The sequence below is a fragment of the Neobacillus vireti genome, from assembly GCF_001026695.1.
Classification (GTDB): Bacteria; Bacillota; Bacilli; order Bacillales; family Cytobacillaceae; genus Neobacillus; species Neobacillus vireti.
This window is the reverse complement of the sequence record NZ_LDNB01000002.1, coordinates 101,583-125,270: the sequence shown is the minus strand read 5'-3', so window position 1 is coordinate 125,270 and position 23,688 is coordinate 101,583. Positions and strand designations below refer to the sequence as shown.

Genomic DNA, 23,688 nt, shown 5'->3' with positions numbered 1-23,688 from the left:
TATGTCATTTTTTTAATTTTTACTCGACTTTCAAAATATGGGCACCATCAAAGAAAAATAAATATCTTTCATTGACTTTGCGTTTCCAAATTTGTTCGATTGCCTTTGTATATAAATTGATTTGGAGCTTGTATCTGTCTTCAAGAATTGGTTTAGCTTGCTCAAAACCACCTTTGAAACGGTCAGTTATTCCATCTGATTTATAATCAATCAATACTAAACCATTTTCATCCACAAGAATGCAGTCAATAATCCCTTGGATAAAAACGGATTCTTCTTCCCCAGTCCAGGCTGGATAAACTTCATGGGCGGGTAATGAAAGTGTAAATGGAATTTCTCGATGGATGGCTTTGGCTTGAAAATATCTTTGCCCTAAATGAGAGTTGAAAAATTGAACAATCAATTTGCTGTCAATGACTTCAGCCTGCTCAGGGGTTAACAATTCATTTTGGATCATCCACATTAACTGTTCGTTAATCGTTTCTTCACTAACTCTCTTTGTCAAATCAACATGCTGCATCACCATATGCATGGCTGTTCCCCGCTCAGCAGGGCTTAAAGATTTCTCCTGCATGAACTTAGGCCGTTTGCTGATTGACTTTTTAAAGTTGCGAACCAGCTCAGTCCCACTTTGCTCGTCAACCATTTCCCTTTGGCGCTTCATTTCTGAAACCGATTGTTTGGAGCGGTGGGACGCAGCACTTGAAAAAGAATATTCCCATGTCAGCCGTTCCTTTATTTCAGTGGCGAAAACAGATGCTGCTTGGACCGTTTGACCTTTTTGAACCCGCTCCAAAAATTGATCGTCTTCCTCTTCTAACCCCATTCCTTGTATTTGGATTTCTTCTGCATTCATTAAAGAAATTTTCCAGGAGGAAGGATGTCTAGTGATTTCTTCCGGGACAAACATATTAGTCTCTCCTGCCAACCTTAAATCCGTGCAATCGTGATGGCGGATAAGCGCTCTTCCAACCCAGTCGATATAACTCATTGCCGACGCTCGCTCATAATCCTTTAACAACCATTCCGTATTGGATGAAACGTCATTCCACTGGTCGATTTTTTTTATGGCATCCTTTAATGTCGCTGTCATGTACAGCTTTTCTTTAGCTCTTGTCATGGCCACATATAAGACGCGCATTTCTTCGGCAAGCATTTCCATTTTTTTCTTTCGCTTAAAGGCAAGCTGTGGCAGCGATGGATAGGAAATCCGCTTTTCTGCATTTACATACTTCGCCGCAAATCCGTATTCTTTATCGAGCATATATGGTTTACGAATATCAGCCATATTAAAGTTCCTCGCCATTCCTGCAATAAACACAATGGGAAATTCCAGTCCTTTACTACTGTGAATGGTCATAACCCGGACCACATCCTCCTGCTCGCCAAGAGCCCTTGCAGCCCCGAGGTCATCTCCTCTTTCCGTCATCCGTTCAATAAAGCGTAAAAAGCGAAAAAGTCCGCGGAATGAGGTTTGTTCATATTGCCGCGCCCTATCATATAAGGCTCTTAAATTAGCCTGACGCTGCTTTCCACCTGGCAGGCCGCCTGCAAAATCATAGAACTGTGTATCCCGGTAAAGCTGCCAAATAAGCTCAGATAGCGCCCCTTGACGTGCAATGCCCCGCCACTCTTTTAGTAACTCATAAAATTGGCGGACCTTTTCATAAAACACCTCTGTGTTTTCGGCCGCCTTGTTCCGGCAAAAAGAAGAAACTGCCTCCCAAAATGATCCGCGCTTTTGATGGATGCGAATTTTTGCCAGTTCCTCCTCGTTCAAACCAACGATAGGGGAACGGAGTACAGATGCTAACGGAATGTCCTGGTAGGGATTATCAATAACGCGAAGAAGCGCCATCATTACCGCTACTTCTGTAGCTTCAAAATAACCAGTTGATAGGTTGGCATAAATCGGAATTCCTTGCTGCTTGAACTCTTCCATGATTTGCGGCGCCCACGTCATCGAACGAAGCAGAATCACTACATCGCGATACATCATCGACCTGCTGGACTTCGTTTTTGTATTATAAACCGGTGCTCCCTTCGCAACCAGCTCTTTAATTTTCGCCGCGATTACTCTTGCTTCCAATTGGGACTGCTCAAGGTCAGCTGCATCAAACTCGGCAGGCAGCTCCGCTTCCGACTCGGTTTCACTATCTGGTAGTGTTTCCTTTGTTACAGCCTTTTGATCAATCAGCATGAGCTCTACCGGAAACAACTCATCCTCAGGATATGGGGCACCATTTCGTAATTCGGCCGCCTCATCGTAATTAATTTCGCCGACCTTGACACCCATGATTTGTTTGAATAAATAATTGGTGCCATCGAGAACTTCTTTGCGGCTTCTGAAATTACGCGCTAAATCTATTCGGAGTCCTGATGCCTCACCGTCCACTCTAAAGCGGCTATACTTTCCTAAAAAAAGATTGGGCTCAGCTAAACGGAAACGATAGATCGATTGTTTGACATCTCCGACCATAAACAGATTGCCATTCTGTTCTTCTTCTTTCGTTACCAGTCGTAAAATTGTTTCCTGCACCATATTTACGTCCTGATACTCATCACAATAAACCTCATTAAAATGCCTTTTATAGGCAAGAGCAGCTGCAGATGGAAGAAATTCTCCTTCAGCTGAAATTTCTTCTGTCAATATGTCCAAACAGTAATGCTCCAAATCCGAATAATCAACAAGCCCTTTTTCTCTTTTTACCTTTTCAAAACGGATGGAAAATTCTTTCACAAGATGGACAAGTGTTTCGACCAATGGGCGCATCTCAGCCAAATCCCGTAAAAAGCTTTCTGGTTTTCGGGAAAAGAGTTCGTCCTTAATGTCTTGGATTTTTTTCTTTGCTTTATCGCGGAGCTTTTGAGCTTTCTCAGATAAATCTTTGTCATATTGGTCCTTCTTCAGCGGTTTCGCCCTTGAAAAAGACCAGGTTTGCATTGCTTGATACAGCGTCGCCCAGGAGTCCCGCTGTGCCATTAATAATGTATCAATGACGGATAAATCATCCGAAAAATTTTCCGCTCTTGGTGCCGGTCCGTTTGGAAGCTTCGTTACCTCTAATCCTCTGTTAATCATTTCCTTAGCTGCTTCAAGCTGTAATTTAACATCAAATAGAAGCGACTGAATAAAGGGTAGTTCCTCTACATTTGTCATTTCCTCCACATCATACATCGATACAACTTCATGTAAGTACTTGTCTGGCAGCGGACTTGAACGAGCAAAATCGTAGATTGAGCGAACGATATCCTGTAAGGCAGCGTCACTTCGATCATTGGTAAACGAATCTACTAGGTTGAAAAATGACTCATTATCCTTTTTTCCATATTCTTCTTCAAACAACTCATCGATTACTTCATCTCTGATTAACTGTGCCTCTGTTTCATCAGCGATGCGGAATCCGGGATCAACGTCGATTAAATAATAATATTTACGAATGACCTCCATACAAAAGGAGTGAAGCGTCGAAATCGATGCTTTATTCAATAAACCAAGCTGTTTTCTTAAATGCCGGGATCCTGGATCTTGATCAATCGCCTTTTCTAAAGCTTCACCAATTCGGTGGCGCATTTCTGCCGCTGAAGCGTTCGTAAATGTCACGACTAACAGTTCATCAACATCAATCGGGGCTTCAACAGAAAGAATTTTTTGGATAATCCGTTCCACAAGGACAGCGGTTTTTCCCGAACCTGCAGCAGCAGCGACTAGGATATCTTGATCCCTTGCCATAATCGCTTTCCATTGGTCGTTTGTCCAATTGGCACCTTCCGGCCTGGGTGGAATGACGAAATTACTCATTTTCGCTTACCTCGCTTCTAATTCGCTCCAAAACAGCTTCCTTCGATTGCGGAGTGAGAATCCTGTATTGATTATTTTCAAGCGATTCATCAAATTGGCATACCGATTTATAGGCACAAAACTTACATGGAGTTTTGTCTTTCAGCTTATAAGGTGTAATGCCAACTTGACCCTCGATAATTGCATTGCCTGTTTTTTGATATAAATTACGGACATGGTGTCTTAGATCAGCAAATTCATCCATACTTGCGACCTTTGACTTTTTCGATAAATTCCCATCTTTCTTTATTCCGGCTGCGATAATTTGCGAATCTCCGGATTCTAGCGATTGATCCATGAGCTGAATGACATTTTGATCGCTTAGCATCAGCCCATTCATTTTAAACTTTTTCATCATTTCGTTTTCAATTTCATCATTTGTCAGCATTTTGGACGCGTTGATAAATGGATTATGGACGTGGAAATAAAGGACTCCTGCCGGGCTTGTTTTCATTTCCACTAATTCATTGGAGTGGGTGACGACAATATCAAGATAGGTTAACATTTGCAATGCAAGCCCATAATACACTTCACTTAAATTGACATCCTTTTCACTTGATTTATAATCGATGACCCGTAAATAAACACTGTCGTCTTCAGCTTTCGCTTGGTCGACTCTGTCAATCCTCCCGGCCAATTCCATTCTCTTACCATTCTTCAATGTGAAGGATAACGGCGGCAGCTTTCCATTTGGTCCAAAGCCAAGCTCCAAACCAATTGGCGAGAATCCACTTACCTTTGCATGCTCACTTAAGACGTAGGAAGCTCGGGTAATGATTTGCTCTAATTTGCGTTTAATATAATGATGGCGTTCTGAGCTCAGTAATATTTCGTGCTGCAGCTTGGGTGCTAAAGTCTTAACCGCTTCTTTAGAAAGGTCTTCACATTGTTTCCTTGTTAATCCTGCCCAGGACATCTTTTGTTCATTAACAGTATCAGCAATCTGCTTTAAGGCCGCATGAAATAGCTCGCCAATATCAGGTGCCTCTAAGCGGAAAATTTGCCGTTCACGAAGCTTCAGGCCGTGCTGGGCAAAATGTGAAAAGGCGCAGGAATTATATAATTCCATTCTAGAAACACTCGCCTGAATGGTCTCCCCATATAAGTCATTCGCTATTTCTTCCGAAAGAGGGATGGTCCTGTTGGAATAAAACAGGCTGGAAAATACTTTTTGCGCCTTGTTTTTCCAGGTGCCCTCAAGATAATAGTTATACACATCCCACCACAAATCAGAAATTGGATAGTTCCGTTTTTTTAATTGAAGCTGGGCATTGAGGTAGGACAAAGCAGTCGTAAAATTCGATATAAAGCTTAGCTGACCTTTCTCAGGAAGTTCAGCAGGATCTGTTACATAGAAAAGTTCGCTTGCGTCTGGAAACATGTCTTTTAACCGTTTAATGTATGAAGAAGGAATTAACGCCTTTCCTTCATCATTAGCGAGTGGATAACTGACATAAAGCGTATCAGCTGGTGCCGTAAAGGCTTTGTAAGCCAGGAAATTTTCATCAAGCAGACGGGTGCGGCTGCTTGGAGCGACATTAATCCCGGCCGCTAAAAGCATTTCTCTATCTTCATCTGCCAATATTCCTTCATCAGAAACTTTCGCAGGCAATACACCTTCATTGACCCCAGCGACGAAAACAATTTTCATTTCATTTAGCCTTGATTTTTCTAAATCACCAATCAAGACCTGGTCAAGTGCTGGAGGAATGAGGGAAAAATGTAATGATTCAAATCCTGCCTCTAAAATAGCAGCAAATGATTTTAACGTAATTTGCTCTTCCCCAAGTATTTCGACATATTGGTCAAGCAGATCAATGACAGCATTCCACACTTGTTCGTGCTCACGCATCCGAACAAGATTGCCCTTTTCTTCGGCCGCCGCTTTCCAGTTTTCTAGCTTCTCCGGAATATCTAATTCTTCTAAATATAAATAAACAGCTTCACACAGCTTTTGACCGGTGTCTGCTTTTTTCAACCGTCTCGACAGCCGCAAAATCGGTGCTGTAATCATGAGCTTTAATTCATTTAATTCTTGTTCTATCCCTTTCTCTGCATCTGTTTGGACGTTTGCCTCTAATTCTAACCCTCGAACGCGCCGATAAATCCAGCGGTCCTTTCTCGTCCATTTACTCCCGTTTATTCCGTATGCTAGACAAAAGTTTTCCAGCCTGTCCATCTTCTCGCGCATTTTATTGGGATTTTCCTGTAAAGGATATAGCAGGTCTGTTTTGATAGCTCGAAAAACAGGTTCATAGCGCCAGTAAGAATTAATTACTTCAAGACTTGAGCGAATCAATTCAATAAGAGGATGATTCAGCATCGTTCGCTTTTGATCGATAAAATAGGGAATCTGATAATCGGCGAAAACCGGCTCTACGATTTCATGATAATCGCCGCCATTTCTAATTAACAAGGCGATATCTCTGTAACGGTACCCCTTTGTCCGGACTATTTGACGAATTTCGCGGGCAATCCCTTCAATCTCAGCTCGTCGATTGACTGCCTGACTAATATGAATCGCTGTCTCCCCATGAAAGGCAGCTACTGGCCGCGCATCAAATCTTTCCTCTAAATATCCTAAAGAAGGCTGACTCCATTTTTTTTGCTCTCGTAAGATTACTGGTTGATCGATTTGGATACCCGCAGATTTTGCCAACTCATAAATGGTGTAACACGTTTCGCTTGCGGCGCGGAACAAATCAAGTTCATCCGGTGCCGTCTCGAAGGCCAGACGGTCTGTCGTCATGGCGATGGACACACTTTTACAATGTTTCATTAATTCCACCATCACTCGATATTCCTGCGGTGAAAAATGATAAAAACCATCAATATAGATTTCTGCCTCTTTTAAATATGCTGAGGCTGCAATTTTCTCGGCTAAGAGTCGAAAATAATCTTCTGAATCAATGTATTTGCCAAAAATCTCATCTTCAAACCGTTGATAGATCATTTCTAAATCAGATAATTTATCTTTTAATGCTTTGGAATTTACTGATCCCTGTGTCAGCTCCTCGGGTGTAATACAATACCGTTTAAATTCGGTGATTATTTGTTCTATTTGCTGGACGAAGCCATTTTTATCAGCAGCCCGTTGAAAAAGCTTTAACTGGTCAATATTCTCGTCAATTATTTTACGAATTAACATACTCATCCCGACACTGCTTAAATGTAAGCGGCTAATCCCGCCTGTCTCCTGCAGAATTCTCCATGCTAAACGGGAAAAACTAAACACCTGTGCTCGAATCATCCCGCCAACGCTTGAGTCTGTTGCTAATCGGTATTCTGATAGAAACGTCATTTGTTCTGGCACGAGATAAATAAGCGGTGTTCCTTCTGGGTCTTCGATTAGCCTTTTTTTTATTTCATCAAGAAACATCGCTGTTTTACCGCTTCCTGACCGTCCAATTACCATTCTTAATGACATTAACTAACCCCGCTTTCCTCATTCCTATGTATCTCTTATTCTACCATAAAATGAGCACAGGCGTTTGGATTATACAGGAACAGAATCAAACCAAATATGGAAAAAAATTTAATGAAAACTCGCCGATTGGCAAGCCCGTTAGGGCGAAGACAGAGGCGTAGTTGCCCTTATGCCTGATAGGAAAGTTATACTTTCCTATCGGCCAATAAAAAAAACACGATTTTTTGCAATCGTGCTCTATGTTAAAAATGAATATTCATTTCATTTAGCGGCCAGTAACGCAAGTCCACTTTTCCAACAACCTGAGCAGTAGCAATGAATCCGAATTGGCGGCTGTCCCAGCTGCCTAATCGATTATCGCCAAGCACAAATAATTTCCCATCAGGCACCTTATTTTCTCCGGTAAGTTCCTCCAAGCTGAAATCACCTGTTATTTTAACTCCTTGTGCTTTTTGTTTATAAACATTTAAGAATGGCTCCTCATACTTATGCCCATTAATGTATAACTCATCGTTTCGATATTCAATTTTATCCCCTGGAAGACCAATTATCCGTTTGACAAAATCTTCTTTCGCATTTGCGTGAAACACAATGACATCAAAGCGATTCAATTCGCCTACTTGGTAACCAAGCTTATTGACCACCAGCTTATTTCCATCCTGCAAGGTCGGCATCATTGATTCACCTTCTACTACATAGTTGGAAAAGAAAAAGGTACGAATAAACGCAAAAATAATAATTCCAATCGCAAATGCCTTAACCCATTCCATGCCTTCCTTTTTCCATTCAATTTTCATTGAAGTTCCTCCGTTTCTCCTTTTCTTTGTTTCTATCTATTCCTTCATTATGGTCATTTTCTATAGTCTTATTCATTCTTCCTTCAATTCTTTTGCCAACAAACCAAAGAATGAGAATAATAATTAATACCAGAACGGTCCGGTAGGGCTGAGTAATCAGTGAACGAATATCATAACCAATAAAGCTCATCGTAAAAATCATCACCATTTTCCCGATGCACACGGCCAGCATATATTGGGCCGTTCTTATTTTCGAAAGACCGGCAACGATGTTTACGATTGCTGACGGTGTAAATGGAAAACAAAGCAGTAGAAAGAGGGGGCCAAATCCATGGCGTTCTACCCAGTACATCAGCTTTCGGACCTTCGGGTGCTTGGATAAAAAAATAAATATCCTTTTTTGTCCATATTTTCTAATGAGCATAAAGACCAAGAGTGCGCCCAAACACGCTCCTAGCCATGAATATAAAAATCCGAGCCAAAGTCCAAAGGCATTTGCATTTGCCATGACAAATATAAACAACGGGAGAAACGGCAAAAATGCTTCAAGGACGACAAGCAAGATGCCCGGTATCGGACCTAAGGCTCGATATTCCTGTATGAGACTCATAATATTTTCAAGTGTAAACCAATCTTTTAATGCTTCAAAGTCCATCCGAATCTCCTTACATTTTCTTTAGTTGGTTTGAACGATGTTACTGGGTAATAAATTGATGCAGTGCCTCTTTGTTTTTTTCGACATCAATATCCAAAACGGCTCCTTCCCCTTGTATTCGCGGTTCCGTAAAACTGTTTTCAACCGGAATCCTAAGTGTTGCCATTGTGCCTCTATTACTAGAAAGGAAGTCCTTACCCATAAATAACGCATCTGCTGTATCGATATTTGTATTTACGTATGGACTGAGGACACCAATTAATTTGGGGAGTTTGGTAATCGTTTTAAATCCACTTAATTGCTCTCTAATTGCTTTAACTGCTTTTTGCTGACGCTCTACCCTTCCAAAATCGCTCATGGCATCGTACCGGAAGCGTACATAGCCAAGCATTTGCGTGCCATTCAATCTTTGCAGACCGGGCTCTAGCGTCATATATATATTTTTCTCCATCTTTTTCTCTACATTTATTTCGACGCCATCCGGGAAAGCTTCGTCAATCAGCTGGACAAAGCCATCAAAATCGACAATTGCATAATATTGCAGATCGATATCAAAATTCTGTTTAATTGTCTTCCTTATTAATTCCGGCCCGCCGCGGGCAAAGGCCGAATTGATTTTATGCTTGCCATATCCCGGAATTTCGACGTAACTATCTCTCATTATAGAAGTCAGCTTAAATGTCCCTTTGTCTTCGTTATAATGAGCAATCATGATTGTATCTGCTCGGGCCTTTTCTTTTCCCCGTGCGTCACTGCCTAGCAAGAGGATATTCGTATCCCCATACTGATCTTTTTTCCCTTCAAATGTGTAGACCTCATTTGCTTGTTTATTATCATTATTTATTTTTTTTAATGATTGGTTAACTCCTTGGTTAAACTGAAAATAAGCATAGCCAGCAACTGCGCCGATTAGTAATAGGCATACAAGCAAAATGGACGTCCATCTTCTCTTTTTCTTTTTCTGTTGATATCTATCTACCCTCATTGTTTCCCACCCATTCGCTCTTGATTTGAACTTCGCCTATATGCGGCTTTTTTTTTAAAGGTTTTTTCATTTAATTCATTTTCCCCTATCAGATATCCTTCTATTAATAAAAACTTTCTCATATTTCGGTCATTTTTTGCAACAAAGAAAGCTCGTCAATTATCGACGAGCTACTAAAGGAAAAGTTCTATTGCTTTTAAGGTTTCTTTTTTGTAAAATTATATAGGAACATTAGTTCGATATTTTAGAAAGGTGCGGGTGGCAGAATGACCAGAATTCCTGAGGAAGATCGTGACATCATGGAGAAGGCTATTTATTTACCGATGGTACTAATCGTCTTAAACCGAGATTTATCTGTAGTGGAAAATGCGCCATTTAAATTAAAGAAGCCTTATTTGGATTTAATCGAAGAGGCATTGAAGGACGTGCAGAAGGAACTTTCTGAGGTAAAACAGTATTTGAAAAAGAATAAACTTCAAGTCATTGAAACTAAACGGGATGATGCCTTTACGATGTTCATGTTTATTTATAAAGGTTATGAAGAAAACCATAATTACTTTAATCCAAGAATTCGCAACAAGGTTCAAGAATTAATGGAAGCGTATTTATTAAAAAAACACCTATCCCGTTAGCGTAAGAAATAAGAAGCAATTATTTCGGATTTTTCACATGAAACTCACTCTCGTATTGACTAGTGGTTTCTAATGCCTGGGGCAGTTTAGTTCTGCTCAATATATAATTTAGCCTTTTCTCATTATGTTCTATTCTCTTCAGAAGTTCTGTTTTTAATAACGAAGTTTTTAACATTTGCGCTTCAATTGTTGAGCAGGGCACTGGGAAGCGGTGGGTTTGTTTATTATAGAAAAGGATTATTGCCTCTTGTGGCCCAATACGCTGATAATCCTTCACATGTTCAGATGCAATCCAAATACATTCCTTGCTATATGGTGATAGCGTAGGAAAAAAGATGAGCTGGTTAGTTAATTCAATTACAATCGGAAGCTTTCGTTTATTGCCAATGATATTTCGAGAGCCCTTTCTCCTGCTTTCATAATCGACTCCAAAATAATTGCAGCTTTTTTTGATAATCTCCAGTGGGCTTAACGGACACAAAAACACATCCTCCACTTCGTAAATTTTGGAATAAACTTTACTTCCATATTTCACCGGGACAATAAACATGGTACGAGAATTAACCTCATAATCTTCTATTACCTTTTCCTGCAACACATTCAACTCCTTTTTTTGGTATCCACCACATCTTACCACTACTGGTTCACGATTCCACCCATAATTCTGAAATGTGCTAATTTATTCACAAATTTTATGTTAAAGAAAATGTTTTTCAGAAAATTATAATTATTGTTGATATTAAGCAAAAAAATCCATATAATTATAAAAAGCATCAGAGGTGATTTTCATGAATGAAAAATCATACACCGAATTAATGAAGCTTGGTGCTATGAAACGCAATCGAATGAAAGAGAACTTCGTCCAAGATTTATACATCGAGATGCTCCTATCCGAAATCCAGCTTACAGTAGAAAAGGAAAAATTATTGCGGAACATTGACTTGGCCATTGATCGTCAGGACAAAAAATTATTTCTCCGTTTATCTGGGCAGCTGAAGGAAATTAATAAACGATTTGGAACTTAAAACACACTCCAACAGAACCGTCGTTATGGCGGTTCTTTTTTTGGCCGATAAGAAAGTATACCTTTCCTAACAGGCATAAGGGCAACTACGCCTCTGTCTTCGCCCTAACGGGCTCGCCAATCGGCGAGTTTTCTTTAATAAAAATAAGGCTAAAGACATTGAGTGTTTGTCTTTAGCCTTATTTTTATTGTAAATTTCGATGTTTTACCTCGTATTCCTCCAGCATGGAAATACGGTCAAGCATGGAAGGATGCGTATAGCGGAAAATTTTTACTAATAACGGCGGGTTCACCTGACTTAATCCCGAGCGAGTTAATTCTTGAAAAGAGGCGATCGCTGCCTCTGGATTTTTAGTCATTTCAATTGCATACCTATCAGCTCGTGTTTCTTCATAACGGGAAGTCAAATTTGTTAAAGGGCTTGCCACAAATAACAGCATGGACAGAATCATGAAAAATAATGGGAGTGAGCGAATATCCCTAACATCTGAGATTTTCAGTTCCTTGCCAAAACGCCGTGCAGTCCAATTCATTAACCTATAGGTCAAGTAAAGCCCGAGCAGCGAAAGCAGCAGGTAGCCGCCAATCCCGAAATAAATATGCTTCTCGACATAATGGCACATTTCATGGGCCATTATAAATAAAATTTGGTTATCTGACAGCCTATTTAAAGTCGTATCCCAAAGGACAATTCGAGCGTTAGAGCCAATCCCTGTTACATAAGCATTTAAAGCGTTTGTTTTATTGGCCATATTTACTTCAAAAACATGCCTCGCTGGAATCTCTGCTTTGTCAGCAAGCGTCAGTATCTTCGTTTCGAGCTCCTTATTTTTTAAAGGATAAAAATCATTATGCAACGGGTCGATGACAACCGGCTGCAGGAACATCATGAAAATGGTAAACGGGATTGATAACAGCCAGCCATAAAGCCACCAGCGCTTTTGACTTTTTTTCATCAGCCAGTAAAGAATAGGAACAATAATTAACCAGGTTCCATAATTAATCCAAAAGTCAATTAGCTCATCCTTCATCCATGAGCCAAAGGTTTGCGTTGAAATATGGTACGTTTTCGATAAAGAATAACTAATGTAGTTTAATGGAAATGTCGCTACAAAGGAAAAAAAAGATAACCAAATCAAATAGATGGCTGTTTGTAGCAGTCTATACTTAGAAGTATTTTCAGCCCAGCGCTTAAATGCCTTTGAGAATCCAAATAATAAAATTAGAAAATAAAAAAGCCATTCGAACGGAGTCGATAAGAAAAACAATAGGTTTCTGATTTTCGAATAATCCTCGCTTAAATCTAGCTCTCTTCCATTAAGAAAAGTTGATGGGTCGGCTTTTGATCCCTCATATTCAAATGGCAGTTTCGTATCGGCGAAATAAAATAAGTACCAATAAAAAAATAATCCAAATAGGACAAAGGCCAAAACCGCATAGACCCCCATTTTTCTTACCATGATTTTGTCCCCCTTTGTGTACAACCTCTCTATACTTAGTTTAGTACAAAAGCGATAAATTAGAACAAGGGATAAAAAAAACATGGCGGCTGCCATGTTTTATTTCCCTTTAAAAATTGGTTTTCTTTTTTCAGAAAAAGCTTGTAAGGCCTCCACGCGGTCTTCAGTCGGGAGTGTTACCTCGTATGCCTTTCGTTCAATCTGAAGCCCTGTATGTAAGTCGGCATTCATCCCATTTTTTATTGCAAACTTTGCTTGCTGGAGCGCAATCGGACCATTTGCAAGCAATTGTCTGCAAAAGGATAGGCTCTCATTTACCAAATTTATTCGCTCAACAACTTTCGTAACAAGCCCGTAGTTGAGAGCCTCATCTGCTGTCAGCCGCCGTGCGGTCAGGATGAGCTCTAGTGCCCTAGCCTGACCGATTAGTCTTGGAAGCCGCTGTGTCCCGCCAGCACCTGGAATTATCGCAAGGCTTGTTTCGGTTAACCCCATTAATGCCTCTTTTGCTGCAAAACGAAAATCGCAGGCCAAAGCAAGTTCCATACCGCCGCCAAAGGCAAAGCCATTAATGGCTGCAATCGTCGGCTGCGGCAGTTGATCAATCGCATTGAAAACCTCATTGATTTTAAATAAATTTCGCTTCACTTGCTCATCTGTAAGGTTTTTTCGTTCTTTTAAATCGGCACCAACACTAAAGGCCTTTTCCCCTGCTCCAATAAATATGACAGCGCGGATATCAAGGTTGATACTAATTTGTTCCACTTTGCTCTGTAATTCAAGTAATGTCTCATAATTAAAAGCATTTAATGCTTCGCTCCGATCAATGGTAACTACCGCCGCATGATCTTTAATCTCAAGTAAAATTTGCTCCAATTTTTTCACCCCTTCAGTACATAAATTCTAAAAAGGCAGGCGAAATGCCTGCCTTTTTCATTAAAAATTTCTATAAAAATTATTTTCCAACAGCTTGTGTAACCTGAGCCTTAAGAGCACGCCTTAAGATCTTCCCTGTCGTGTTCTTAGGCAGTTCCTCCAAAAACTCAATTGTGGTTGGGACTTTATACTTAGCAAGATGCTCCTTACAATATTCGAGGACTTGCTCCTTGTTAAGTTCCGGATTTTTTCTGACAACATAGGCATTTACTGCTTCACCTTGGTTAGGGTCGGGAACACCGACAACAGCGACTTCAACCACATCCGGATGATTGTAGATGACTTCTTCTACTTCACGCGGATAAACATTATAGCCGCCAACAAGAATTAAATCCTTTTTCCGATCGACGATATAGAAATATCCATCTTCATCCATTCTCGCCATATCACCAGTATGAAGCCAGCCATTGCGGATTGTTGCAGCAGTTTCCTCCGGCATTTTATAATAGCCCTTCATTACATTTGGCCCGCGGACAATTAGTTCACCAACAGCGCCAACAGGAACCTCTTCCCCTAATTCATCGACCACTTTATTCTCCACTCTTAGTATTGATGTACCAATCGAGCCAGGCTTGCGCGGTCGGTCAAGCGGGTTAAAGCTTGTGACAGGCGACGCCTCTGATAACCCATACCCTTCAGAAACCAACACATTAAATTTCTGTTCAAAATTCTTTAATAAAGCGACAGGCATCGAAGCCCCGCCTGAAATGCACAAACGCAATGATTTCAGGTCATCAGGATTTCCTTCAGGATATTGATAAAGGAAATTATACATGGTCGGGACACCTGCAAAAACAGTTGCTTCATAGTCTTTAACAAGCTTAAAAATTTCCTTAGGACTAAATTTCGGCACAATTAACATTGTTGCACCACTTAATAATGGTGCATTTAAGGATACCGTTAAGCAAAAAACATGAAACATTGGCAGCGCTGTTACTACTCTGTCATCATTATTCATTTTTAGGTATCCGCTGACATCGTTGGCGTTACTAAATAAATTCTTATGGGTTAACATCGCCCCCTTTGGTTTTCCGGTAGTTCCGGAGGTATAAAGAATAATCGCGGTATCATCTTCCTTTAGTTCGGGACCTTGAAAAGACAATTCCCCCGCAGCAACGACATCTGAAAACGATTTCATTTTTGAGTAAACAGTAAGATTTGCAATTTCTGATTGGATAATACTGTTTGGCGTTGTTTCACAGAATACATAATTCTCTATTTTAGGCAGAAACGTATGCATTTTTTCCGCCAATGGGATCGCTAAGTCAAGTGCAACGACCGTTTTCACATCGCCGTTATTTAATATATAGCCAATTTCATCTGGTGTATAAATTGGATTTACGGGAATTACGGTTACCCCTAGCCGCAGCGCCCCATATAAGCTAATCACAAAATGTGGTGAGTTCCCCAATAATAAGGCAATATGATCCCCTTTTTTGATCCCTAATTTTTCAAGACCTGAAGCGAATTTTGTGATCGCCCCATCTAATTCTGCATACGTACTCGTTTGACCCATAAAATAATACGCCGGTTTATTAGCAAATTTCTTAGCTGTTTCATGAAGCTGCGATGATAGATTCATGCTTTCCCTCCCCTAGTGAATGAATACTCATTCATAAATTCGTAAAAATTTTCTAAATATATTATATTGCTAGAATCTTAAGTATTCAAGTGTAGAAATAAATTTGCATCAAAAAACACGATTTTCACCGTGTTTTTTGATGTTAGTAAATTAAGTTAATAAATTCTTCCTTAGTAATTTTCCCAAAATAATAACTCGTATCAATTGCTGAAAGTGCTTTTTCAATTTCGCTTTTTTCATAACGAATGTTCTTTAAGCGATTTTCAATTTCACTGACGTCGCCGACACCAAAAAAGTCGCCGTAAATCTTACAATTCTCTAATATTCCTTTATTTACTTCAAGCCGGACATCGATGGAGCCAACAGGAAAACGATGGGAGTGCTGAAGATTGAAACTAGGTGATTTTCCATAATTCCATTCCCAGTTGCGGTAGCGCTCTTTGGAGATCTGGTGAATCTGTTCCCAATCTTCTTCTGTCAGCACATATTCTGGGATTGGCTCTTGCCCTTCGAAAATGTATTTTAACAACAGCGAACGGAACTCTCCTATTTCGATTTTTTCTGTTAAGAACTCGGAAATGTTAGCCACCCGGCTGCGGACTGATTTAATTCCTTTTGATTCAATCTTATCTTTTTTAACTCTTAACGCTGAGACAACGTTTTCTATTTCGGAATTAAGCATCAGGGTGCCGTGACTGAACATTCTTCCCTTTGTTGAAAACTGCGCATTTCCGGAAATTTTTCTTCCCTCTACCTCAATATCATTTCTGCCACTGAGCTGTGCATTCACACCTAGTTTGTTCAGTGCTGCTATCACCGGCTCCGTAAATTTGCGGAAATTATGAAAGCTTTCCCCATCATCCTTCGTAATAAAACTAAAATTCAAATTGCCGAGATCATGGTATACCGCTCCACCGCCAGATAACCTGCGAACAACGTGAATCCCATTACTCTCCACATACTCAGTATTAATTTCTTCAATTGTGTTTTGGTTTTTTCCAATGATGATGGATGGTTCATTTATGTAAAATAATAAATACGTTTCGTTGATATCAAGATTTTTCAACGCATATTCTTCAATTGCCAGATTAATACGTGGGTCGGTGATGCCTTTATTATCGATAAATAACATTGTATTCTGCCCCTTCTTATAGTGAAATTGCTAGAAACTCGTCTGCAAGTCTAATTATACCAGTATATTCGTCCGAGGCCTCACTAATTAAATCCGATAAATTTCCGTAATGGGGAAGATGAGTAAGAATTAACTGTTTAACAGCTGCTTTTTCTGCTAATTGCCCTGCCTCCACGCTGTTCATATGTCCTGCTGACTGGCCGTTTTGATAACCGTAGAAATTGCATTCACATAGTAAAACATCGGCGTTGCGGCACAATTCGATAAACTCTTCTTTAAAAGAACTATCAGCCGTGTACACAATCACTTTCCCGCCTGCTTCCATTCTCATCGCGTAACATGGGACAGGATGATTAGTTTTTAAAAATGAAACTTGGAATGGGCCAATCGCAAGTGTACTAGTGGGATCATAGGCAACCCCTTCTGTGATATTTTTATACGTTAATTTGGCAAATTCATGTTTGTCAAATTCATGGCCATATAGCGGCAATGTTGGGAATTCCTTGCCTAAAAACCCTTGAATCAGTCTAGCATGCTGCAGGACACCAATATCTGCAATGTGATCAGGATGATAGTGGGAAATGATGACAGCATCCAGTCCTTCAGGCTGAGTGATATTTTGCAATTTGGAGAGAACTCCGCTGCCGCAATCAATTAATAATTGAAAACCATCATGTTCAAGTAAATAGCCAGAGCTTGCTGCATTCTGTTTCGGGTATCCGCCCCAAAAACCGATAACTGTTAGTTTCATGTATACCTTCCTCCAAATCTAAGTCTTATATTTAATATACTCAAAAATCGATTTCATTTCATATTTAAAAAACCAGCCGAGAGGAACGGCTGGTTCGTAAAACTTATTCACTTACTAAAGTTGTATTTTGATGTTTAATCTGATGTCTATGCCTCACTATAAAATACAAGATGGTAACAAGGGCGAATGCAGCAAGGAAGCTCAAAAGGATTATAATGTTTTGCCACATAAAGCTGAAGTCGCCGCTTGAAATTACTGCCTTAAAGCCCTGAACGGAATAGGTCATTGGCAGGAATGCATTAAAATGCTGTAAGAAGTTTGGAATTAATTCAAGCGGGAATGTCCCAGCACTTGTTGTTAATTGGAAAATAAGGATAACAATCGCAAGGAAACGCCCAGCATCAGCAAAAACCGATACAAGAAGCTGAATTAACGTGACAAAAGTTAAACTTGTAACGATTGAGAACAAAATAAAGTTCGGTATACTTTGAACTTCAAGACCTAACCCTGCAAGAAGAATAATGTCGGCAACTATAGCTTGGATAATCCCAACACCAGCCATAATCGAAAACTTGCTAATAAACCAATTAAAACCACTTGAAGGCACGACCGCCGCATCACGGAGCGGAAAAACAATCGATAACAGCAGTGCACCAACAAACAATCCAAGTGAAAGGAAGTATGGCGCAAATCCGGTTCCATAGTTTGGCACATGATTAATTTTTTCGTTGGTGAGTTTTACTGGATCTGCCATCATATTATAGGTTTTATCATCTGAATGGACTTTTGAAGCTTCTTTGGCTCCATCTGCAAGCTTATCCGCTAATTCCTTGGCACCATCAGACAATTTTGTTGTACCCTCTTTTAATTGGTCAGACCCATCTGCTAATTGTCCTGCCCCAGAAGTGATCGCAGAAGAACCTGCAGTTAATTGATTCATGCCACTAACAAGGACAGATGCTCCGCTAGTAAGTTTATCTCCACCAGCTTTAGCTTCAGTAAATTTTTCACCAAACTGCTTCATCCCAGACGTAAAATCCTGTTGACCAGCAACAAGCTTGTTCGTACCATCTTCAAGTAAATTGCTCCCTTCAGATAGTTGAGAGATTCCATTTTGTAATTGAATCTGACCTTTCTTTAATTCACCCAGTTTATCAGATAAAACACTAGCTCCTGCTGATAATTGCCCAGCTGAATCGGATAACGTTTTTGTCCCATCTTTTAATTGCACGCTGCCATCTTCAAGGTCCTGTAACCCTTTTGCTAATGCTGCTTTTTGAGCATCTGGCAATGAACCTAGTAATGGCATCATTTGCTCTAATTGTGTTTTTAAAGCGATTATTCCTTGATTTAATGTTTCAGCGCCTTCTGCAGCATTCTTTGAACCTTGCTGCCACTCATTTAATTTTGTTGACAAAGTGTTTGCACCTGTCTTTATTTGTTCTGTGCTACCAACAACCTCAGGCATTTTACCATTAATAGTCTGAATGCCATCCTTTGCTTGTTTAATACCGGCTTGTAAATCCTTACTGCCGTTTTCAAGCTGACCAGAGGCAGTCTCAAGCTGCTTTTGCCCAGCCAGCAGTTGATCAAGACCATTATTTAAGTTTTTATTACCGTCAGCAATGTCCTTAACACCAGAATCCGCTGTTTTCATCCCATTGTTAAATTCAATCGATTTCTTTGCCAGCGTCGCAAGACCTTCATTTAAATCCTTGGAGCCTTTATTTAAATCAACTGAACCATCGCTCAACTGGCCTGCACCGTCGCTTGCTTTAACCACGCCAACCGCAAGCTCGGTAATTTTGCTAAACATTGTTTCAGCATATGTCTCGGTTACTTTTTCAGCAACAGCCGTTTTGATTTTTTCAGCTGCGGTGCCGCCGATTTGCGCTGAAAGGAAGTTATAGCTCTCGTTTGGAGTATAAATCAACTCCAGTTTTTTCGGATTTGCATCCAATAAGGTGGTCGCATTCTTGGAAAAATCCTTAGGAATTTCAATGACCATATAATATTTTTGCTCTTTTAGCTTTGTATAGCCTTCTTCTTTATCAACAAATTCAAAACCAAAGTCCTTGCTTTTCTTTAGCTTTGCAACCAAGTCATCACCCAATTTAAGATGATTGCCGTCAAGTGTTGCACCTGCGTCTTGATTCACAACCGCAACAGGCAGCTCGTCAAGTTTGTCATACGGATCCCAAAACGCCCATAAAAACATCCCAGCATACATAACGGGGACAAACATTACAGCGATAATCGGAATAAGCACTTTTTTATTTTTGAAAATCGTCAATAGCTCTTCCTTTAACAAGATGTTTTTCACCTTGAATACCTCCTTTTATATTAATGACTATTTTGTTCATTTGGTCATTAAACTGCTAAAAATAGGGACTATCATGAGTGACAATCCTTAATACATACACATTAGTTTGAATCCAAATACTCATAAATGACCGTATGAGTATTTCAGTCAGTTAATACTTTAAGAGTATACATCCATTTTTAATAGTTGGCAAGAAAAAAAAGCTGCCATTAATGGACAGCTTCTTTTGAATTATTGTTCACTTTTAAGTAATCGAGTACGTGCTCGACGGCTGCCTCTCCTTGATCAATGCAATCGGGAATGCCGACGCCTCCATAAGATGAACCAGCCAAGAATACTCCCGGCAGCTCTGCTTTTACTTGCTCTAAAATGGATGTTAACCGTTGTTTGTGTCCTACGGTATATTGCGGCATCGAATTATTCCAACGGGAAACAAGTGAGAAATCAGGATTCATCGTGATATCCATCGTTTTCTTTAAGTCATCGAGCACAATTTTAGTGATTTGATCATCTGAAAGGTCGACAATTGTTTCATCTCCTGCTCTTCCCACATAACAGCGGAGCAATACTTTACCTTCTGGAGTAGAATGAGCCCACTTTTTATGTGTCCAAGTACAGGCAGTGATGGAATAATCGCTGTTTCTTGAAACAACAAATCCTGTTCCGTCAATATCTTTCTTAATTGCTTCCTTTGGAAAGGCTAGTGCTACTGTAGCAACGGATGTTGAAGGAACGGATTTAAATGGATCAAAAAAGCTATAGGTTGAAAACATCATTTGCGTTACCTTGTGAGGGGTAGCGGCAATAATACAATCCGCCTTTATCGTTTCCCCATTATTAAGATAAATTTCATATTTTTGCTGTACTTTAGTAATTTTATCAACACGGTGCCCTTTTAAAATCGACTTAGGGTCCAGTTTTGCTTCAATCGCTTCCGCAAATGATTGGAGACCGCTTTTGAAGGTTAAAAAAGCACCTTTTGTTTTTTCCCTAGTCTCAAGCTTTTTCGGTTGTGTTGGGGTGGATCTTTTCATTCCAATGATAAGGCTTCGATATTTCTGTTCCACCTCGTAAAATTGCGGGAATGTGGACATTAGGCTCAATTGGTCAATATCACCGGCATAAATGCCTGATAATAACGGTTCAATTAAATTTTCAACCACTTCATTGCCTAATCTTCTTCTAAAGAACTCGCCTAATGATTGGTCTTTTCCACTTTCTGACCGGGGGAGAATAAAATCAGCCGCAGCTCTTAGTTTACCGGGAACGGAAAAAAGACCTGTTGTAATAAATGGTCCTATCTCTGTAGGAATTCCCATGATCGAACCTCCGGGCATAGAGTGCAGTTTCTCGTTAACGAGAACATACGATTTCCCCGTGGAATTTGGAATTAATTGGTCATCCATCCCAACTTCCTTTGCCAGTCGTATAATGCTTGTTTTCCGCGCCAAAAATGAATCCGGGCCTCTTTCTATCGTGTATCCGTCGCGATGGGCGGTCTGCATCTTTCCTCCGAGACGGTGTGATGCTTCTATGAGTTGAATTTCGATTGGCAGTTTATGTTCCTGTATTGTTTTTTGAAGATAGAAAGCCGACGCGAGCCCTGTTATTCCTCCTCCAATAATGACAACCTTTTGTTTTTCTTCCGTCACGGACGTCACCTTCTTCCGTTTATTTTCCTACAATGTTCATTCCGTTGCCATTTTAAGAACGACAGATGCTAAGCAATCTATAAATTCTTCCTTGGCATTCGGCATTTCCGGACGGTAGTAGCTTGCTCCTATTTCGTCCGTTACATTTTTACATTCATAATCATTATCATATAGCACTTCTAGGTGATCACAAACAAACCCGACAGGTGCATATACAAATGCTTTATAATGATGTTCTTTATATAAATCCCTTGTTAAATCCTGTACGTCTGGTCCAATCCATGGCTCTGGTGTATTTCCGGCACTTTGCCAGCCAATTTGGTAATTCTTTATTCCCGCTTGTTCCGCAATTAAATCAGCCGTTTCCTGAAGCTGTTTTGGATAAGGGTCTTGAAATTGTAAGATCTTCTCTGGCAAGCTATGTGCTGATACAATAAGTACTGCTTCATCTTTTTCTTCTTCCGGCAACTGTTCGAAGATTTGTTTCACTTTTTCGGCCCAATAGCCAATAAATTTTGGTTCCTGATACCAGCTTTCAATTGTTCTAATTTTTAAGCCACCCATTTTTTCTGCTTCCTCTACAGCTCTTCCGTTGTATGATTTGACACTAAAGGTTGAAAAATGAGGCGCCAGGACAATGCTTACGGCCTCTTCAATCCCGTCTTCATGCATTTGTTTAACAGCATCTTCAATAAATGGTTCGATGTGTTTTAACCCTAAATACATTTTGAATTCGATTTGATCTTGAATTTCATTTAAGTGCTCTTCAAGCTTTTCCGCCTGATCAAGAGTGATTTTTGCAAGTGGAGAAATCCCGCCGATTGCTTCGTAACGACTACGAAGCTCGTCAATCATCTCTGGAGTTGGTTTCCGGCCATGCCGAATATGCGTATAATATCTTTCTAAATCCTCTAATTTATATGGGGTTCCGTAAGCCATCACAAGGAGGCCCATTTTCTTCTTTGTCATTTTGCTAGCACCTCATTTTTAAGTCTCTACGCGTTTGCTTTTTTAGGTAGGCTGTGTTAAAAGGGAATGTTGATTTCCGTTCCAGGCGCGAGCGGTTCGCGGGGCGGGCGGTGAGCCTCCTCGGCGCTAAAGCGCCTGCGGGGTCTCACCTGTCCCGCTGCTCCCGCAGGAGTCTCGCGCCTTCCACTCCAATCAACATTGTGATCAATATCAGCAATATTCTTTAACACAGCCTTTAGGCAAAAAAGGGCCATGATTCTACTAATTAATGACCCTTAAAAAGCAGCTCATTCTATTGTGCCAAAAAACTGGACAGCTTACCAATTTTAACACTTGCTGACGAGCACCTAGCGACTTAATTTGGAGGCAGAATACTCATGTATGAATGATGCTAATCTTTTCAACGTTTCTGGTTTAACAGATGGGAATACCCCGTGACCTAAATTAAAGATATAACCGTCTTGTGCCATGCCTTGGTCTAAGATTTCTTTTGCTCTTTCCTCAATAACCTCCCAAGGAGCTAAGAGAATAGCAGGATCAAGGTTGCCTTGAACAGTTTTATGAATGCCAAGTGCTCTTGCCTGTTGAATTGGCAAGCGCCAGTCTAACCCGACGACATCGATAGGAAGGTCATTCCATTCTAATGCCAGGTGGCTTGCGCCAACACCGAACATAATTAACGGAACATTTTCTTCTTTTAATGACGCAAAGATGCGATTCATAATAGGCTTAATGAAATAACGGTAATCCTCTACATTTAAGGCCCCAACCCATGAATCAAAAATCTGGATTGCCTTTGCGCCAGCCATTATTTGTGACTTCACGTATGTAATAACCATATCGCCTAATTTATCCATCAATGCAAACCATGCTTTAGGCTCTGTATACATGAACGCTTTTGTCTTATTGTAGTTTTTTGAAGGGCCGCCTTCTATCATGTAGCTGGCAAGTGTAAACGGTGCCCCGGAAAAACCGATTAATGGCACATTCAATTGCTCTCTCGTTAATAACTTAATTGTGTCTAATACATACGGAACATCTTCTTCCGGATGAATTTCTGTTAATTTTTCAACATCTGCTAGTGATTGAATCGGATTGTCAATTACTGGTCCAATTCCACTCTTAATTTCCACATTCATCCCCATCGCTGGAAGTGGAGTCATGATATCTTTGTAAAGAATTGCTGCATCAACGTTGTACTGTTCAACAGGTAAGCGTGTAACATATGCACAGAGTTCAGGCTGATGTGTGATTTCAAATAGCGAATACTTTTCTTTAATTTCCCGGTACTCCGGCTGGGACCGCCCAGCTTGGCGCATATACCAGACAGGTACATGATCTGTTTTCTCTCCTCTGGCTGCTTTTAAAAATGTTTCATTAATTGTTCTATTCATGAATAAAATCCACCTTTCAAAGACATATCTGCTATCCATTTTAATATATTACGCATAAATATAAAAACTTTCGCTAGTTGTAAACTCTCTCCACTATATCTGTTTATCCTATTTGTGTATAGGTAACG

Annotated in this window: 17 protein-coding genes; 2 read left to right on the top strand and 15 right to left on the bottom strand. The window is 40.2% G+C overall.

Going from position 1 to position 23,688, the window contains the following annotated elements; translation table 11 throughout:
- Positions 1–19 precede the first annotated feature (19 nt).
- The 5 genes from addA to AA980_RS00880 form a co-directional block, all read right to left on the bottom strand.
- Positions 20–3,802 (bottom strand): helicase-exonuclease AddAB subunit AddA, encoded by a 3,783-nt coding sequence (gene addA / locus AA980_RS00900; RefSeq protein ID WP_024028492.1) that lies wholly within the window; start codon positions 3,800–3,802, stop codon positions 20–22.
- Positions 3,795–7,268: a helicase-exonuclease AddAB subunit AddB gene (gene addB / locus AA980_RS00895; RefSeq protein WP_024028493.1), complete on the bottom strand. Its 3,474-nt coding sequence runs from the start codon at positions 7,266–7,268 to the stop codon at positions 3,795–3,797. Before addB ends, addA begins: the two co-directional genes overlap by 8 nt.
- Positions 7,269–7,510: 242 nt before the next feature.
- Positions 7,511–8,065, bottom strand: coding sequence for a signal peptidase I (gene lepB / locus AA980_RS00890; protein ID WP_024028494.1), 555 nt, complete (start codon positions 8,063–8,065; stop codon positions 7,511–7,513).
- The gene (locus tag AA980_RS00885; RefSeq protein ID WP_024028495.1) at positions 8,055–8,720 is read right to left on the bottom strand and encodes a TVP38/TMEM64 family protein; all 666 of its coding nucleotides are present in this window, start codon (positions 8,718–8,720) and stop codon (positions 8,055–8,057) included. Before AA980_RS00885 ends, lepB begins: the two co-directional genes overlap by 11 nt.
- A gap of 40 nt (positions 8,721–8,760) precedes the next feature.
- Complete coding sequence (locus AA980_RS00880; RefSeq protein WP_024028496.1) at positions 8,761–9,705, bottom strand: LCP family protein; 945 nt, start codon at positions 9,703–9,705, stop codon at positions 8,761–8,763.
- Positions 9,706–9,971: 266 nt separating this feature from the next.
- Here AA980_RS00880 and AA980_RS00875 point away from each other — a divergent pair, with 266 nt between their 5' ends.
- Positions 9,972–10,337 (top strand): hypothetical protein, encoded by a 366-nt coding sequence (locus AA980_RS00875; protein ID WP_024028497.1) that lies wholly within the window; start codon positions 9,972–9,974, stop codon positions 10,335–10,337.
- A 19-nt stretch (positions 10,338–10,356) separates the two neighbouring features.
- Here the strand turns inward: AA980_RS00875 and AA980_RS00870 are convergent, their stop codons facing one another.
- Positions 10,357–10,932 (bottom strand): competence protein ComK, encoded by a 576-nt coding sequence (locus AA980_RS00870; RefSeq protein WP_024028498.1) that lies wholly within the window; start codon positions 10,930–10,932, stop codon positions 10,357–10,359.
- A 193-nt stretch (positions 10,933–11,125) separates the two neighbouring features.
- Between AA980_RS00870 and AA980_RS00865 the strand changes: the two genes are divergently transcribed.
- Positions 11,126–11,362, top strand: a complete 237-nt coding sequence (locus AA980_RS00865; protein WP_024028499.1) for an IDEAL domain-containing protein — start codon at positions 11,126–11,128, stop codon at positions 11,360–11,362.
- Positions 11,363–11,546: 184 nt separating this feature from the next.
- Here AA980_RS00865 and AA980_RS00860 read toward each other — a convergent pair whose 3' ends face one another.
- From AA980_RS00860 to hemE, 9 genes are all read right to left on the bottom strand, one after another.
- Positions 11,547–12,821 (bottom strand): M48 family metallopeptidase, encoded by a 1,275-nt coding sequence (locus tag AA980_RS00860; RefSeq protein ID WP_024028500.1) that lies wholly within the window; start codon positions 12,819–12,821, stop codon positions 11,547–11,549.
- 99 nt (positions 12,822–12,920) lie between these two features.
- Positions 12,921–13,697 carry an enoyl-CoA hydratase-related protein gene (locus AA980_RS00855; protein ID WP_024028501.1) on the bottom strand — a complete coding sequence of 259 codons (777 nt, stop codon included), beginning with the start codon at positions 13,695–13,697 and terminating at the stop codon, positions 12,921–12,923.
- A 79-nt stretch (positions 13,698–13,776) separates the two neighbouring features.
- Complete coding sequence (locus AA980_RS00850; protein WP_024028502.1) at positions 13,777–15,339, bottom strand: fatty acid--CoA ligase family protein; 1,563 nt, start codon at positions 15,337–15,339, stop codon at positions 13,777–13,779.
- 142 nt (positions 15,340–15,481) lie between these two features.
- A complete protein-coding gene (locus AA980_RS00845; protein ID WP_024028503.1) occupies positions 15,482–16,471 on the bottom strand; it encodes a lipoate--protein ligase in 990 nt (329 codons plus the stop codon).
- A 16-nt stretch (positions 16,472–16,487) separates the two neighbouring features.
- Positions 16,488–17,222 carry an MBL fold metallo-hydrolase gene (locus tag AA980_RS00840; protein WP_024028504.1) on the bottom strand — a complete coding sequence of 245 codons (735 nt, stop codon included), beginning with the start codon at positions 17,220–17,222 and terminating at the stop codon, positions 16,488–16,490.
- 103 nt (positions 17,223–17,325) lie between these two features.
- Positions 17,326–19,545: a YhgE/Pip domain-containing protein gene (locus AA980_RS00835; RefSeq protein ID WP_024028505.1), complete on the bottom strand. Its 2,220-nt coding sequence runs from the start codon at positions 19,543–19,545 to the stop codon at positions 17,326–17,328.
- Positions 19,546–19,754: 209 nt separating this feature from the next.
- A complete protein-coding gene (hemY, locus tag AA980_RS00830; protein WP_024028506.1) occupies positions 19,755–21,197 on the bottom strand; it encodes a protoporphyrinogen oxidase in 1,443 nt (480 codons plus the stop codon).
- Positions 21,198–21,233: 36 nt separating this feature from the next.
- Positions 21,234–22,166 (bottom strand): ferrochelatase, encoded by a 933-nt coding sequence (gene hemH, locus AA980_RS00825; RefSeq protein WP_024028507.1) that lies wholly within the window; start codon positions 22,164–22,166, stop codon positions 21,234–21,236.
- Between the two features lie 347 nt (positions 22,167–22,513).
- On the bottom strand, positions 22,514–23,560 hold the full coding sequence (gene hemE, locus AA980_RS00820; protein WP_024027494.1) for a uroporphyrinogen decarboxylase: 1,047 nt from the start codon (positions 23,558–23,560) through the stop codon (positions 22,514–22,516).
- Positions 23,561–23,688: the final 128 nt, after the last annotated feature.

Bases quoted from the DNA above. Each gene is read 5' to 3' on its own strand.
- lepB (WP_024028494.1), bottom strand. From the start codon at position 8,065: ATGAAAATTGAATGGAAAAAGGAAGGCATGGAATGGGTTAAGGCATTT.
- AA980_RS00875 (WP_024028497.1), top strand. From the start codon at position 9,972: ATGACCAGAATTCCTGAGGAAGATCGTGACATCATGGAGAAGGCTATT.
- AA980_RS00885 (WP_024028495.1), bottom strand. From the start codon at position 8,720: ATGGACTTTGAAGCATTAAAAGATTGGTTTACACTTGAAAATATTATG.
- addB (WP_024028493.1), bottom strand. From the start codon at position 7,268: ATGTCATTAAGAATGGTAATTGGACGGTCAGGAAGCGGTAAAACAGCG.
- AA980_RS00860 (WP_024028500.1), bottom strand. From the start codon at position 12,821: ATGGTAAGAAAAATGGGGGTCTATGCGGTTTTGGCCTTTGTCCTATTT.
- hemE (WP_024027494.1), bottom strand. From the start codon at position 23,560: ATGAATAGAACAATTAATGAAACATTTTTAAAAGCAGCCAGAGGAGAG.
- addA (WP_024028492.1), bottom strand. From the start codon at position 3,802: ATGAGTAATTTCGTCATTCCACCCAGGCCGGAAGGTGCCAATTGGACA.
- AA980_RS00840 (WP_024028504.1), bottom strand. From the start codon at position 17,222: ATGAAACTAACAGTTATCGGTTTTTGGGGCGGATACCCGAAACAGAAT.
- AA980_RS00880 (WP_024028496.1), bottom strand. From the start codon at position 9,705: ATGAGGGTAGATAGATATCAACAGAAAAAGAAAAAGAGAAGATGGACG.
- hemH (WP_024028507.1), bottom strand. From the start codon at position 22,166: ATGACAAAGAAGAAAATGGGCCTCCTTGTGATGGCTTACGGAACCCCA.
- AA980_RS00850 (WP_024028502.1), bottom strand. From the start codon at position 15,339: ATGAATCTATCATCGCAGCTTCATGAAACAGCTAAGAAATTTGCTAAT.
- AA980_RS00865 (WP_024028499.1), top strand. From the start codon at position 11,126: ATGAATGAAAAATCATACACCGAATTAATGAAGCTTGGTGCTATGAAA.
- AA980_RS00845 (WP_024028503.1), bottom strand. From the start codon at position 16,471: ATGTTATTTATCGATAATAAAGGCATCACCGACCCACGTATTAATCTG.